Here is a 14,480-nt window from a genome sequence, read left to right as displayed (position 1 = left end):
TCTGGAAGGTAATAATAAAGGAATCTACATGACCATACAGCAGTGGTTATTCTCATTTAAAGGGCGTCTTGGACGCCGTGATTTCTGGATTTGGATCGGTCTGTGGATTGTCGGGATGCTGGTTTTGTTTTCGCTGGCGAGTAAACAATTGCTCGATATCCAGACGGCGGCATTTTGTCTGGTCTGTTTGCTGTGGCCGACGGCTGCAGTCACAGTAAAACGTCTGCATGATCGGGGGCGCTCCGGCGCGTGGGCGTTCCTGATGATTCTTGCATGGATGCTGCTGGCCGGAAACTGGGCAGTATTGCCCGGTGTCTGGCAATGGGCGGTAGGCCGCTTTGTACCGACGCTGATTCTGGTGGGTATGCTTATCGATCTGGGCGCGTTTGTCGGCACCCAGGACGCAAATAAATACGGTAAGGACACGCAGGACGTAAAATACAGAGCTGACTCGTAGGCCGGATAAGCGTGAGCGCCATCCGGCAAGCCCTTACCAGTAATGTTCAGCGGTCATATGGCCCGGTCGACGGCGCAGATGTTTGGTCATCTGCCGGGTTTCTTTCAGCAGTTGCTGCGTGTCGCGTACCATTTGCGGGTTACCGCAGAGCATCACATGACTGGTTGCTGTATCCATGGGTAGCCCAACTGCAGCTTCCAGCGCGCCGCTCTCAATCAACGCCGGAACTCGCCCGGTTAATGAACCTGCGGCGGTTTCACGGCTCACAACCGTCTGGATACGTAATTTACCTTCGTAGCGTTTTTCCAGGTCCTGCATTAACGGCAGATAGCTTAAATCGGCGGCATAGCGGGCGGCATGGACCAGCACCAGATTTTTAAAACGGTCCAGATCTTTGCCCAACTGCAGAATCGATAAATATGGGCCGATAGCGGTGCCGGTTGCCAGCATCCACAGCGTGTCGCAATCGGGGACTTCATCCAGCACGAAGAAACCGGCTGCTTCGCTCACGACCTGTACTTCGTCGCCAGGTTTCAGTGCGGCCAGACGGGGGCTGAGTTTTCCGTCAGGAACCGTCACCAGATAGAACTCTAAATCGGGGTTATCAGGCGCATTCACGTAGGAATAGGCACGCTGGACGCGCTCGCCGTCGATTTCGAGGCCGAGCTTGGTAAATTGGCCTGCCGTGAAGGGAAGAACCGGAGCTCGCACGGTCAAACTAAATAAGGCATCGGTCCAGTTCTGTACCTTAGTGACTTTGCCTGTTACCCAATCTGCCATGGTTTTCTCCTGTCTGCTGTGATTGCCTTATCTTCGTTCGTTGCACGAAAGATTTCCAGCCCAGATGGGCTGGAAGGCTCTATTGATCAAATCAATTACAGGATATGCGTCTGTACATCCGGATCTTTGCGATCGAGGTAGTGGATGGACTGAATGCGACGGATCGTACGTGATTTCCCACGGATCAGCAGTGTTTCGGTGGTGGCAATATTACCTTTGCGGCTAATCCCTTCCAGCAGATCGCCTTTGGTGATCCCGGTTGCTGAGAAAATAACGTTGTCGCTGCGGGCCATTTCATCCAGACGCAGCGCTTTACCTGCCTCAATACCCATCGCGGCGCAGCGAGCCAGCTCCTGTTCGCCGATACGACGGTTCTCTTCGCTGTCACCTTTGACGTCATGGCGAGCCAGCAGACGGCCTTGCATGTCGCCATCCAGTGCGCGGATAACGGCGGCAGAGACGACACCTTCTGGTGCGCCACCAATGCCATACAGCACGTCAACTTCACTGTCTGGCATACAGGTCAGAATCGACGCGGCCACGTCGCCATCGGGAATCGCGAATACGCGAACGCCCAGAGCCTGCATTTCGGCGATGGTTTCATCGTGGCGTGGTTTCGCCAGAATGGTGACGGTCAGTTCGCTCAGCGGTTTGTTGAGCGCGCTGGCGACATTACGCAGGTTCGCTTCCAGCGACAGATTCAGGTCGATTGAACCTTTGGCACCAGGGCCGACAATCAGCTTTTCCATGTACATGTCCGGCGCGTTCAGGAAGCAACCCTTGTCGCCGACAGCCAGTACCGCCAGTGCATTCGCCTGGCCCATTGCTGTCATACGTGTACCTTCGATGGGATCGACTGCAATATCAACAGCATCGCCGAGACCGGTTCCGACTTTTTCACCGATAAACAGCATCGGTGCTTCATCGATCTCGCCCTCGCCAATCACGATGGTGCCGTCAATGTTGACCTGGTTGAGCATAATACGCATGGCGTTCACGGCCGCGCCGTCAGCGGTGTTTTTATCGCCGCGACCCAACCATTTATAGCCAGCCAGTGCAGCCGCTTCGGTCACGCGTGAAAATTCAATGGCAAGTTCTCGTCTCATTGCAAACTCGTAGCAGAAAGGAATGGCGCGAAGTGTAGCACAGGGGAGGGGGCGAGATTATTGATGTGTGTGCGGGGTTGCCCCGCACGGAGATATAGCCGGATGGCGACGCTAACGCGTCTTATCCGGCCTACGTCAGTTTCGTATCAGTAGGCCGCACCACCCGGCAATGATGTATTACTCTTCGTGATCTTCCCACGCCAGAGCGCGTTTGACTGCTTTTTTCCAGCCGCTGTAACGGAAGTTACGTTCGGTGGTTTCGATGCCAGGGCGGAACTCACGCTCAATGACCGCTTTTTCCTGCAGCTCATCCAGATTCTGCCAGAAGCCGACAGCCAGACCGGCCAGATATGCCGCACCCAGCGCAGTCACTTCGCGAACTTCCGGGCGCTCAACGCGTGTGCCGAGAATGTCAGACTGGAACTGCATCAGGAAGTTGTTGGCTACCGCACCGCCATCCACGCGCAGCGCGTGCAGACGAATACCGGAGTCCGCCTGCATCGCTTCCAGCACGTCACGCGTCTGATAAGCGATAGACTCAAGCGTAGCACGGATGATGTGGTTGGAGTTTACGCCACGGGTCAGGCCGAAGATGGCGCCACGTGCATACGGGTCCCAGTATGGTGCGCCCAAGCCAGTGAACGCCGGAACAACATATACGCCGTTGGTGTCTTTCACTTTGGTGGCGAAATACTCTGAGTCGAATGCATCGCTGATGAGTTTCATCTCATCACGCAGCCACTGGATGGACGCACCCGCCATGAACACGGCACCTTCCAGCGCGTAGTTCACTTCCCCGGTCGGGCCACAAGCGATAGTGGTCAGCAGCCCATTTTCTGACTTAACGGCTTTCTCGCCGGTATTCATCAGCATGAAGCAGCCAGTACCGTAGGTGTTCTTCGCCATCCCTTCCTTCACGCACAGCTGGCCGAAAAGTGCAGCCTGCTGGTCACCCGCGATACCGGAGATAGGAATACGTGTGCCGCCTTTACCGCCAATGTTGGTCTGGCCATAGACTTCAGAAGAACGGCGAACTTCCGGCAGCATTGCACGCGGAATGTCCAGCGCGTCCAGCATCTTGTCGTCCCAGTCCAGGGAATGGATGTTGAACAGCATGGTACGTGAGGCGTTGGTGTAATCCGTGACGTGTACGCGTCCCTGAGTCATTTTCCAGATAAGCCAGGTGTCTACGGTACCGAACAGCAGCTCGCCGCGACGGGCGCGCTCACGCGAGCCTTCTACGTGGTCGAGGATCCACTTCACTTTGGTACCGGAGAAATACGGGTCAATGACCAGACCGGTGTTGTTACGGATGTACTCTTCCATACCGTCGCGCTTGAGCTTCTCGCAGATATCTGCGGTACGACGACACTGCCACACAATGGCGTTATAGATCGGCTTACCGGTTTCACGTTCCCAGACAATGGTGGTTTCACGCTGGTTGGTAATACCGATCGCTGCAATTTCATCGGAACTGATATCGGCTTTCGCCAGCACTTCTACCAGCGTGGAGCTTTGGGTCGCCCAAATTTCCATTGGGTCGTGTTCTACCCAGCCTGCTTTCGGATAGATTTGCTCGAATTCGCGCTGTGAAACGCTAACGATATTCGCATCGTGGTCCATTACGACCGCGCGGGAGCTGGTGGTGCCCTGGTCGAGCGCAACGATATATTTTTTTTCAGTCATCATTTTTGTCCCGTAGTCACATTACTGCGAAGCTTTTTGTTGAGTGTTGGTCGCAACGTCTTTTTCTTCAATCGCGCAGACATCACACGGTAAATGGCGACCAATCAGTTTGCGATATGCCCATGCGCCCAGAATTGCGCCGGTAATCGGGCCAAACACGGGGACCAGGAAGTAAGGGATATCACGACCACCCGTGAAGGCAATCTCGCCCCATCCTGCCATCCAGGCGAAGAGTTTCGGTCCGAAGTCACGTGCCGGGTTCATCGCAAAACCGGTCAGTGGACCCATGGATGCACCAATAACGGCAATCAGTAAGCCGATCAGCAGCGGTGCCAGTGGACCACGCGGTACACCATTACCATCATCGGTCAGTGCCAGAATCAGCCCCATTAGAATAGCGGTAATGACCATTTCAACCGCGAAGGCCTGCACAAAATTGATATGCGGGTTTGGATAGGTGGAGAAAGTACCTGCCAGATTGAGGCTTTCTACACTACCGCGCACGATATGGTTCGTTTGTTCGAAATCGATGAAAAGATTGTAATAAAGCCCGTAAACCAATGCCGCTGCGCAAAAGGCGCCAGCAATTTGAGAAATAATAAAAGGAACGACTTTGCGTTTGTCAAAACACGCAAACAGCCATAGTGCGATTGTGACTGCTGGATTCAGGTGTGCGCCAGAAACGCCTGCTGTCAGATAGATAGCCATGGCTACCCCCAGACCCCAGATGATACTGATTTCCCACTGACCAAAAGTAGCACCAGCCACTTTGAGTGCAGCGACACAACCCACACCGAAGAAAATCAACAACCCGGTACCGAGGAATTCAGCAATGCACTGGCCTTTCAAGGTTGATGTTTGACTCATAATCGGATCCTGAAGAGTTTAATGTTTATTGTATGCGAGAAGGTCACTGACATCCCCGGAGCCGGTAGGCACACTGTTAATTTATCGTTAACGCTCAAAAACGAGAAATATCGAAATTAAAATGTGTGTACTCCATCAACAAAATGAGCGTTTTCGCGCCATTGAGCGGTATTTGTTATACAAAAATAGTGTGAGCTGAATCATTTCACCGATCATCCTGTTAACACTTAAGAGTTATGACAGTTATGTCACCAGGACAAAGATTAAAAGTGTTGCAAACCGCAATCTGCGCGGGATGCCGCTGGACAGGGATGACGCGGCTTCATACAATCGGTGTTAAGTAGTGTGCGCTCGTTTTTATTAAGGCGTCGCCGGTTATCGGGACGAGGATTTTTATCCATCAACGCCTTGCAATTCAGGAGAGGTATGACGATGTCATTAGAAGTGTTTGAGAAACTGGAAGCAAAAGTACAGCAGGCGATTGATACCATCACGCTGTTGCAGATGGAAATCGAAGAGCTGAAAGAAAAGAATAACTCACTGTCGCAGGAAGTTCAGTCTGCACAGCAGCAGCGTGAAGAACTGGAGCGTGAGAACAACAGCCTGAAAGAACAGCAGAGTGGCTGGCAGGATCGTCTGCATGCCCTGCTGGGTCGTATGGAAGAAGTCTAATCCTCGTCATATTTCACGTTATGGCGGCGTTGGCTGCGTGCATTCACCCCAGTCACATAGTGGTCTATGCTCCTGGGGATTCACTTACTTGCCGCCTTGCCCTGACGCGAAATCTTTAGAGGATTTAGAGTACGAGTTTGTAGGCCGGATAAGGCGCAAGCCGTCATCCGGCAATCAGCGACAACGCATAAAAAAGGCACCTTACGGTGCCTTTTTTGCTTACTCGATATCGAGCGGGTCTTCGGAAAGAATTATCCCGGTGTTGTCGGCGTACAGGTGGTCGCCGGAAAAGAACGTCACGCCGCCAAAATTGACGCGCACATCGCTTTCCCCAATGCCTTCACCTGCAGCACCAACCGGAATAGCGGCAATCGCCTGAATGCCGATGTCCAGCTCTTCCAGATCGTCTACCTGGCGTACTGAGCCGTAGATGACCAGACCTTCCCATTCATTCTGTACTGCCAGACGAGCCAGTTCGGCATCGACCAGCGCACGACGGACAGAACCGCCACCATCGACCAGCAGAATACGACCACGGCCGTTTTGTTCGAGCAGATCGTACAGCAACCCGTTGTCCTCGAAACATTTTACCGTGATGATTTGTCCGCCAAACGACGACCGTCCTCCAAAGTTAGAGAACAGCGGTTCCACGACGTTGACATCTTCCTGATAGATGTCACAAAGCTCGGATGTATCGTATTTCATAGGCTTAACGTTCAGTTGCTGCGAGAATTTTTAGTATATCGCGCTATGTGTACTGTTGGCAAAATCATCAATTGTTAATTGATATTTGTCAGTTATGCAGACCACTGACTTAAGAAAATTCCAACAACAAACAGTAAGTTAGTTAATAGCGCCGCTTTTACGGTGCGTTCCAGCATTGGGCGCATTGCCGTCGGATCCATTTCACGCATCACGTAGCGCGCCTGTTTAATCAGCAGCGGTGCGGCGAGGATAAAGAGCCATCCCCATAAACTTTGCAGTGAGAACAGGTTAAACAGCGCCAGACAGACCAGCGTGCCCATCAGCAGGCAGGCATGGTAGCGGCGGGCATTAACCGCGCCTAAGCGCACCACCAGCGTGTTTTTGCCATTCTCTCTGTCGCTGTTGATATCGCGCAGGTTGTTAACGTTGAGTACGGCAGTTGCCAGCAGGCCGCAGGCGGTTGCCGGCAGAATTAACGCCGGAATCAGCGTATGCGCCTGCAGGTACCAGCTCCCCATCACGCTGAGCCACCCGAAGAAGACCAGCACAGAAATATCACCCAGACCGATATACCCGTATGGACGATTACCGACGGTATAGGTGATAGCAGCGATAATCGACAGGCCGCCCAGAATCAGGAAGCCGACAAAATCCGCCAGTGTGTGACATGCCACCGCTACCAGTGCCAGACCGGACAGGCAGATTAAGACCACAGTGACGATCAGCGCACGCTTCATCTCCTGCTGGGTAATAACGCCTTTTTGCATGCCACGCAGCGGTCCGATGCGGTCGGGCTTGTCGCTGCCTTTAACAGCATCGCCATAGTCGTTAGCGAGATTGGACAGGATTTGCAGTAGCCCTGCCGTAATTAATGCCAGCAGAGCCACCAGCGGATCGAAATATCCTTGCCACCATGCTAATGCCGTACCGACGATGATCGCCGCGAAGGCGAGCGGTAAGGTCTTAGGTCGTAAACTTTCCAGCCAGGCTTGTGAGCGGCTAATTTGTTGTTGTTCAGTCATATTTAGCGCCAATAAAAATGGGGCTTTATCAGCCCCATCAACAGTGATGAAAATGCATTGAACGCGATTATAGGATAAAACGGCTCAGATCTTCATCTGCGACCAGCGCATCCAGATGTTTGCTCACATATTCGGCATCAATTGTGATGCTTTGACCGTTTAAATCGCTCGCATCATAGGAAATATCTTCCATCAGACGCTCGAGAACGGTATGCAGACGACGCGCACCGATGTTTTCGGTGGTTTCGTTAACCTGCCAGGCCGCTTCGGCAATGCGTTTAATACCCGATTCGGTGAAGTTGATGTCCACACCTTCGGTTGCCATCAGCGCTTTGTACTGCACAGTGATAGAGGCATTCGGTTCGGTCAGAATGCGCTCGAAATCGCTGGTGGTCAGTGCCTGCAGCTCGACGCGAATCGGCAGACGACCCTGCAGTTCCGGGATCAGGTCAGACGGTTTAGCCACCTGGAATGCGCCGGAGGCGATAAACAGGATGTGATCGGTTTTCACCATACCGTGCTTGGTAGAGACGGTGCAGCCTTCAACCAGCGGCAGCAGGTCGCGCTGCACGCCTTCACGGGAAACATCCGGGCCGGAGGATTCGCCACGCTTACAAATTTTGTCGATTTCGTCGATAAACACGATCCCGTGCTGCTCAACGGCGTCGATAGCTTCCTGTTTCAGCTCTTCCGGATTGACCAGTTTGGCTGCTTCTTCTTCAATCAGCAGCTTCATCGCGTCTTTGATTTTCAGCTTACGCGGTTTTTGTTTCTGGCCGCCCAGGTTCTGGAACATGGACTGTAGCTGGCTGGTCATCTCTTCCATTCCCGGAGGCGCCATAATCTCTACGCCCATCGGTGCGGCAGCGAGATCGATTTCAATCTCTTTATCGTCCAACTGGCCTTCACGCAGTTTTTTACGAAATGCCTGACGCGCAGCAGAAGGTTCCTGCGGCTGCTCTGACTGTCCCCAGTTATTTTTGGCTGGCGGGATCAGTACATCGAGAATACGCTCTTCGGCCATTTCTTCTGCGCGGAAGCGGTTTTTCTCAATCGCCTGAACGCGAACCATTTTGATGGCGGCATCGGTCAGATCGCGGATGATGGAGTCAACTTCTTTACCCACATAGCCGACTTCAGTGAATTTCGTTGCTTCCACTTTGATGAATGGCGCATTGGCCAGTTTGGCCAGACGGCGGGCGATCTCGGTTTTACCGACACCGGTTGGGCCAATCATCAGAATGTTTTTCGGTGTGACTTCATGGCGCAGCTCTTCGTTGAGCTGCATGCGGCGCCAGCGGTTACGCAGTGCAATCGCCACGGAACGCTTCGCGTTATCCTGGCCGATGATGTGTTTGTTCAGTTCGCTGACAATTTCGCGTGGGGTCATTTCAGACATGGGGGATCCTTACGCTTTGGAGTTCAATTCTTCGATGGTATGGAAGTGGTTGGTATAAATGCAGATATCCCCTGCAATATCCAACGCTTTCTCAGCAATTTCGCGTGCGCCAAGCTCGGTGTTTTCCAGCAGAGCGCGTGCCGCCGCCTGGGCGTAGGGACCGCCGGAGCCGATGGCAATCAGATCGTTTTCTGGCTGAATGACGTCACCGTTACCGGTGATGATGAGCGATGCCGTTTCATCTGCAACGGCCAGCAACGCTTCGAGTTTGCGCAGCATACGGTCGGTACGCCAGTCTTTAGCCAGCTCAACGGCGGCCTTAACCAGGTGACCCTGGTGCATTTCCAGTTTGCGTTCAAATAGTTCAAACAGCGTGAATGCATCCGCAGTACCGCCCGCAAAGCCCGCAATGACTTTGTCGTTGTACAGACGGCGGACTTTTTTCACGTTGCCTTTCATTACGGTGTTACCCAGTGTGGCCTGACCATCACCGGCGATTACCACATGGCCGTTACGGCGTACGCTTACTATTGTTGTCACGAGCAGACCCCTTGGTTACAAATGCAGAATACAGGCCCCGCACAGGCGTGCGGGGCGTAATGCAAGTATAGATGGGGGAGATTTTGGGGGTTTCAACCCCCAGTGGCGAGTCGAATGCAGTTTGTATGGCCGGCAACTTTCAGGCGGCTGATGGTGTTGTCGGCATTTTCCTTGCCTTTCACCGGGCCAATCACCACGCGATTCCAGCCGTTGTTGGTGGTAATGCGGGAGTTGAAGCCCTCAAAGGCCAGTTGAGCACGCACGGTTTCTGCCTGCTCAGCCCCTTTGAATGACCCGCACTGAACCATCCAGCGGCGTTCATCTTTTTTCTCTGCCGTCTGTTTTGGCGGCTGAGTCTCATTCGTTATTGGCGCGGCCGGTTGCGTTTTAGGCTGTGCGGCAGCGGTGTGCGCTGGCGTCTGCAACAGATCCTGGTACGGCTGCTGGGCCACCGGTTTTGGCTGCGCTTTCGGCTGTTGTACCGGTGCGGCTTGTGCCGTACGCGTTTGTGGCTGCTGGTACGGCTGTTCCGTCGCCCGTGGGCGCGGTTGCTGCGCCTGCTGCTGCGCGTTGTTCCACTGTTGCTGTTGCACCTGACGCTGACGCTGCAGCGTTTGCTGGCGCTGTTCAGGTGTTTGTTCGTTCCACGGTACTTCGTTGAGCTGTGTCGGCTGTTGACGCATATCTGCCTGCATTTGCGCCAGCAACTGGCGCTGCTCATTGGTCAGCTGATCGGCGTTAAGCACTTCGCCGCCTGCAGACGGTTCGGTAGGCGCACGTACGCCAGGCTGACGGCTTTCCAGCTCTTTGATATAGCGCCAGCGTTCTTCCGGTTTAGGCGGGATGCCATTACCGGTGACTTTCTGGCTTTGCAGCGTCTCGGACTCTTCTTTCTTGTGATGCGTAATGAAGTACAGACCACCGATAAAGGTCACGAGTACGGCTGCAGCAATAGCGACCATCGCGGGGGATACCGCTGGCGTACTGCGTTGCTTTTTCCGTGATGTGCTCTTTTTGCGCCGCGAAGGTGCCGGTTGGCCGCGACGTACATAATCTCGTTGTGCCACTATCGTTTCGCTGTATTTATTCGTTCGTCAGCCCGCCATGTTACTTAAGCGACGGGCCTTTGACCAGACAGGGGAGTCCGAAAGCACTTTACTTTACGTCAGTGCCCGGGTAGTGCCCCGAATTATGAGCTCACAGTCCAGTAAACGTGAACCACTGCTGACGTTCTGTCCTTGAAGCTGATCGAGCAGTAACAGCATAGCTTCGCGTCCGATATCGAAACGCGGCTGTGCGACGGTTGTCAGGGGTGGATCACAAAATTCCGTCAGTGAAATATTATCGAAGCCAATGATAGATAAATCATCCGGTACTTTTAAGCCCTGACGTTTGGCGTAAGAGAGCGCGCCAAGCGCCATCACATCGCTGTGACAAAAGACCGCGGTTGGAGGTTGCGGTAGCTCAAGCAGCTGTTTTAACGCGTTAGCGCCCGCTTCATAGGTGAAATCACCGCGCGCGATGAAGTGTGGATCGACGGTAATTCCACTGCGGCGTAGTGCCTGAACATAGCCTTGCAGACGGTAGTGGCACAGCGGCATATCCTCTGGCCCGGCAATACAACCAATGCGCTTATGCCCCAGCTCCAGCAGGTAATTCATCGCGTTAAAAGCAGCAGTGAGGTTATCAATGTGAACGGTAGGCAGTTCCAGCTCTGGCGCAAATTCGTTGGACATGACCATTGGCGGTAAATTGCGCTGTTCTTCCACGCTGGCGTCAAATGGCAGTCGTGAGCTGAGCAGGACCATGCCATCTATCTGCTTGGTAATAATGAGGTTAAGAAAGGTCTTTTCCTGCTGATTCTGGTGCGCGCAATCGCCGATAAGTACCAGGTAACCTTGTTCTGCGGCAGTGACTTCTATGCCACGAATCACTTCGCTAAAAAAGGGATCGCAGATATCCGGCACAATCACCAGAATGGTACGTGATTCATTTCGTTTAACGTTCCGTCCCATCGACTGGGGTAAATATCCCACTTCCAGGGCGGCCTGTTCGACCCGATTACGGGTGGACTGAGAGACTTTGTCTGGGTTCATTAATGCGCGGGATACGGTTGCCGTTGAGACTTTCGCCTTCAGAGCAACATCTTTCATCGTAGCGGCGGCAACCTGCTTATTCGGTTTCACTCTTTCTCCTCGCCAGGGTGCAGCTGGCACAGACCTGTCCCTGGATAACCTTCATCTGAAACATTTTTATCAGATAGTTAATGGAAGCGGTTACAGAATTTTCATAAAAAGTGTGATGGATCTTTAATTTTACGATCCGCCTCGCATCATGAGGGGTTATCCCTCGATGGGATCGACATCCAACACCCATTTCACCTTACGTGCATCGGGTAGCGTATTTATCAACGCCAGCGTTCCGCTGACGATATGCTGTAGGCGAATGCGTGACGGATGTTGCAACAAAATTTGCCAGCGATAGCGACCGCCACGTTTGGGGGCCAGCGCCGGAACCGGGCCGAGTACCCAGAGTTTGTCATCAGCTAATGGGCTGGCCTGAATCAGGTTTCGCAGCTGTTGTAAGAACATCGGCGCATGCTGATTGTTATGATCTTCTGCCCGCACGATCACGTGGCTGGTCCACGGCGGTAACTGTAACGTTTGCCGTTCGGCCAGCGCCTGTTCGGCAAATGCGTCATAACCTTTATACAGCAAGGTTTGCAGTAGCGGATGTTCAGGATGGTGCGTTTGCAACACCACTTCGCCTTGTTTACCGGCGCGCCCAGCTCGTCCAGAAACCTGGGTATAAAGTTGGGCGAAACGTTCAGCCGAACGGAAATCGGCAGAGAATAGCGCCCCGTCAACATCCAGTAGTGCAACCAGCGTGACATCCGGAAAATGGTGTCCTTTCGCCAGCATTTGTGTACCGATCAAAATGCGAGCGCCGCCGCGATGGACTTCTGCCAGGTGCTGCTCCAGCGATCCCTTACGGCTGGTGGTGTCGCGATCGATACGCGAAATTGGCACGCCGGGGAAAAATGGTGCCAGAGCTTGTTCCAGTTGCTCGGTGCCGAGTCCTACCGGCACCATGTGCGTAGAGCCGCAGGAGGGGCACTGGCGCGGTATCGGGCGCTGGCTGTCGCAGTGGTGGCAGCGCAGGTGATGCTGCGCCTGATGCAGCGTGTAGTAGTGATCGCAGCGTGGGCATTCGGCAATCCAGCCACAGTCGTGACACAGTAGCGCAGGCGCAAAACCCCGACGATTAAGAAACAAAATTACCTGATTATCTGCTTGCAGATGCTGGCGCATGCGGGTGATCAGCGCCGGAGCCAGTCCGGCCTGCACCTGCTGACCCTTTAAATCCAGCACGTGCTGAGTGGCAGGGCGTGCGTTTCCGGCTCGGCGCGTCAGGCGCAGCATGCGGTATTTGTTCTGCCGCACGTTGCACAACGTTTCCAGCGCGGGGGTTGCTGAACCGAGAATAATCGGGATCTGTTCGCTGTGGGCGCGGTAAACCGCCAGATCGCGGGCATGGTACCGCCAGCCTTCCTGTTGCTTGTAAGAGCTGTCATGCTCTTCGTCGATGACAATGACGCCAAGATTTTTAAACGGCGTAAACAGCGATGAGCGCGTGCCGATGACTATTGCCGCTTCGCCATTTTTTGCTTTCAGCCATGCCGAAAGACGTTCGCTGTCATTTAAACCTGAGTGCAGGACTTCGACCGGGGCATTGAAGCGTTCGCGAAAGCGGGCAATGGTTTGTGGCGTCAGGCCAATCTCCGGCACCATTACCAGTGCCTGTTTGCCCTGGGCGAGAACATTTTCCAGAACGCTTAGATAGACCTCTGTTTTGCCTGAGCCTGTCACGCCAGCTAATAGCCAGGCGCTAAAACTGTCCGATGCGCTGTGAATAGCCCCGACGGCGGTGGCCTGCTCGGTATTCAGCCGCAGACGCTCACCGGAAACCGCGTAGTGCGTACGCCAGTCGCTAAAGCCTGGCGTTTCGCTTGCCAGGGAGCACAGGCCTTTTTTACGTAGCGCCTGTAATGCAGCATCGTTAAATTCCAGTTCGGCGACCCGATCGCGCCAGATTTTTCCCTGCCGAAGCGCAGCCAGCGCCTGTTGCTGTTTTGGAGAGCGCTTCAGACTGTTGAGGTCAATGACCTGGCCTTCTTCGGTGGCGAACCAGTACCACATGGGCGTGTTGGCGGCGGGTCTGCCCTGGCGCAACAGGATCGGCAGGGCATGGAACAGCACATCGCCAATGGGATGATGGTAGTAATCAGCAGCCCACAGCAGTAAACGCCAGACGGAGGTCGAATAGACCGGTTCGCTGTCCAATACCTCGCGAACGGCTTTCAATTCGTTGAGCGGTAACTCACTTTGCTCGCTGACTGACAGGACTATACCGACGCGCTCCTGTTGCTTGCCAAAGGGCACGCGTACGCGACACCCGGCTTTGGCGCTCATACCTTCCGGCAGGAGATAGTCAAAGGTACGAGGTAGCGGAACGGGTAAGGCAACATGCGCAACAGGCATTGAATCATCCTGACTTGAAATCTGGCGGGTTAGTATACACATTAGTGAAGGGTAGAATGCGGATCAGTTTGCATGAGCAGGTTAATTTCTGTATGATTCGCCGCCTTTGATGCAAATTGATTGCGTCAAATAATGACCATTACCCGAGAATTTCAGGCTGTTGATGCAGTGTGAAAGGTGACGGGGAATAATTAACATCGCGTGGTGTCTGGCGTTAGGGCTGGAAGAGCGACGCGGCCTTAAACCGAGGTTTTCCCATGAAAAAAGATATTCACCCGAAATACGAAGAAATTACTGCAAACTGCTCTTGCGGTAACGTCATGAAAATCCGCTCTACCGTCGGTCACGATCTGAACCTGGACGTGTGCGGTCAGTGCCACCCGTTCTATACTGGCAAGCAGCGTGATGTTGCTACCGGTGGCCGTGTTGATCGCTTCAACAAGCGTTTCAACATCCCGGGCAGCAAATAAGTTCCTGCTGTCAGAAAAAAGCGCCTTATGGCGCTTTTTTTGTATCTGTACTTGATAATAAAATTTATATTGATGTATTGAATGATATTTCATATTTAATAAATGAAACAGTGTTTTTTATTTTTTATGATAAAATATTCCCACTGGTGATCTTCGTCATTTTTATCTTCCGTTCTTTGCCACTCATGACAATTCCTGGCAAAATTTCAAAGGTTTATCCCCTCTTTCTAAAATA

Annotated in this window: 14 protein-coding genes; 3 read left to right on the top strand and 11 right to left on the bottom strand. The window is 53.3% G+C overall.

What is annotated here, in order from left to right:
* Window positions 1–28 precede the first annotated feature (28 nt).
* The gene (locus tag NNO08_RS08935) at window positions 29–457 is read left to right on the top strand and encodes a DUF805 domain-containing protein (RefSeq protein WP_005121733.1); all 429 of its coding nucleotides are present in this window, start codon (window positions 29–31) and stop codon (window positions 455–457) included.
* 33 nt (window positions 458–490) lie between these two features.
* Here the strand turns inward: NNO08_RS08935 and fpr are convergent, their stop codons facing one another.
* From fpr to NNO08_RS08915, 4 genes are all read right to left on the bottom strand, one after another.
* On the bottom strand, window positions 491–1,237 hold the full coding sequence (gene fpr, locus NNO08_RS08930; RefSeq protein WP_101741961.1) for a ferredoxin--NADP(+) reductase: 747 nt from the start codon (window positions 1,235–1,237) through the stop codon (window positions 491–493).
* A gap of 95 nt (window positions 1,238–1,332) precedes the next feature.
* Window positions 1,333–2,343, bottom strand: a complete 1,011-nt coding sequence (glpX, locus tag NNO08_RS08925) for a class II fructose-bisphosphatase (protein ID WP_137381459.1) — start codon at window positions 2,341–2,343, stop codon at window positions 1,333–1,335.
* Between the two features lie 177 nt (window positions 2,344–2,520).
* The gene (glpK, locus tag NNO08_RS08920) at window positions 2,521–4,029 is read right to left on the bottom strand and encodes a glycerol kinase GlpK (RefSeq protein ID WP_271441490.1); all 1,509 of its coding nucleotides are present in this window, start codon (window positions 4,027–4,029) and stop codon (window positions 2,521–2,523) included.
* A gap of 21 nt (window positions 4,030–4,050) precedes the next feature.
* Window positions 4,051–4,896 (bottom strand): MIP/aquaporin family protein, encoded by an 846-nt coding sequence (locus NNO08_RS08915; RefSeq protein WP_137381460.1) that lies wholly within the window; start codon window positions 4,894–4,896, stop codon window positions 4,051–4,053.
* A 426-nt stretch (window positions 4,897–5,322) separates the two neighbouring features.
* Here NNO08_RS08915 and zapB point away from each other — a divergent pair, with 426 nt between their 5' ends.
* Window positions 5,323–5,568, top strand: a complete 246-nt coding sequence (gene zapB / locus NNO08_RS08910; RefSeq protein ID WP_115259761.1) for a septal ring assembly protein ZapB — start codon at window positions 5,323–5,325, stop codon at window positions 5,566–5,568.
* A gap of 219 nt (window positions 5,569–5,787) precedes the next feature.
* Here zapB and rraA read toward each other — a convergent pair whose 3' ends face one another.
* From rraA to priA, 7 genes are all read right to left on the bottom strand, one after another.
* A complete protein-coding gene (gene rraA / locus NNO08_RS08905) occupies window positions 5,788–6,273 on the bottom strand; it encodes a ribonuclease E activity regulator RraA (RefSeq protein ID WP_003028798.1) in 486 nt (161 codons plus the stop codon).
* Between the two features lie 92 nt (window positions 6,274–6,365).
* Window positions 6,366–7,295 carry a 1,4-dihydroxy-2-naphthoate polyprenyltransferase gene (menA, locus tag NNO08_RS08900; protein WP_271442755.1) on the bottom strand — a complete coding sequence of 310 codons (930 nt, stop codon included), beginning with the start codon at window positions 7,293–7,295 and terminating at the stop codon, window positions 6,366–6,368.
* Window positions 7,296–7,362: 67 nt separating this feature from the next.
* Window positions 7,363–8,694 (bottom strand): HslU--HslV peptidase ATPase subunit, encoded by a 1,332-nt coding sequence (hslU, locus tag NNO08_RS08895; RefSeq protein ID WP_003028803.1) that lies wholly within the window; start codon window positions 8,692–8,694, stop codon window positions 7,363–7,365.
* A 9-nt stretch (window positions 8,695–8,703) separates the two neighbouring features.
* Window positions 8,704–9,234 (bottom strand): ATP-dependent protease subunit HslV, encoded by a 531-nt coding sequence (gene hslV / locus NNO08_RS08890; RefSeq protein WP_003028805.1) that lies wholly within the window; start codon window positions 9,232–9,234, stop codon window positions 8,704–8,706.
* 92 nt (window positions 9,235–9,326) lie between these two features.
* Window positions 9,327–10,301: a cell division protein FtsN gene (gene ftsN, locus NNO08_RS08885; RefSeq protein WP_202037242.1), complete on the bottom strand. Its 975-nt coding sequence runs from the start codon at window positions 10,299–10,301 to the stop codon at window positions 9,327–9,329.
* 93 nt (window positions 10,302–10,394) lie between these two features.
* Window positions 10,395–11,420: a DNA-binding transcriptional regulator CytR gene (gene cytR, locus NNO08_RS08880; protein ID WP_137381466.1), complete on the bottom strand. Its 1,026-nt coding sequence runs from the start codon at window positions 11,418–11,420 to the stop codon at window positions 10,395–10,397.
* A gap of 156 nt (window positions 11,421–11,576) precedes the next feature.
* Entirely contained in the window at window positions 11,577–13,775 is a 2,199-nt protein-coding gene (gene priA / locus NNO08_RS08875) for a primosomal protein N' (protein ID WP_271456581.1), read from the bottom strand.
* A gap of 257 nt (window positions 13,776–14,032) precedes the next feature.
* Between priA and rpmE the strand changes: the two genes are divergently transcribed.
* Window positions 14,033–14,245 (top strand): 50S ribosomal protein L31, encoded by a 213-nt coding sequence (gene rpmE, locus NNO08_RS08870; RefSeq protein WP_094761941.1) that lies wholly within the window; start codon window positions 14,033–14,035, stop codon window positions 14,243–14,245.
* Window positions 14,246–14,480 lie beyond the last annotated feature (235 nt).

Source organism: Citrobacter sp. Igbk 17, from assembly GCF_028069775.1.
In the GTDB taxonomy this organism is placed as follows: domain Bacteria; phylum Pseudomonadota; class Gammaproteobacteria; order Enterobacterales; family Enterobacteriaceae; genus Citrobacter.
The sequence above is the reverse complement of the archived record's forward strand: the minus strand, read 5'-3'. Positions and strand labels throughout refer to the sequence as shown.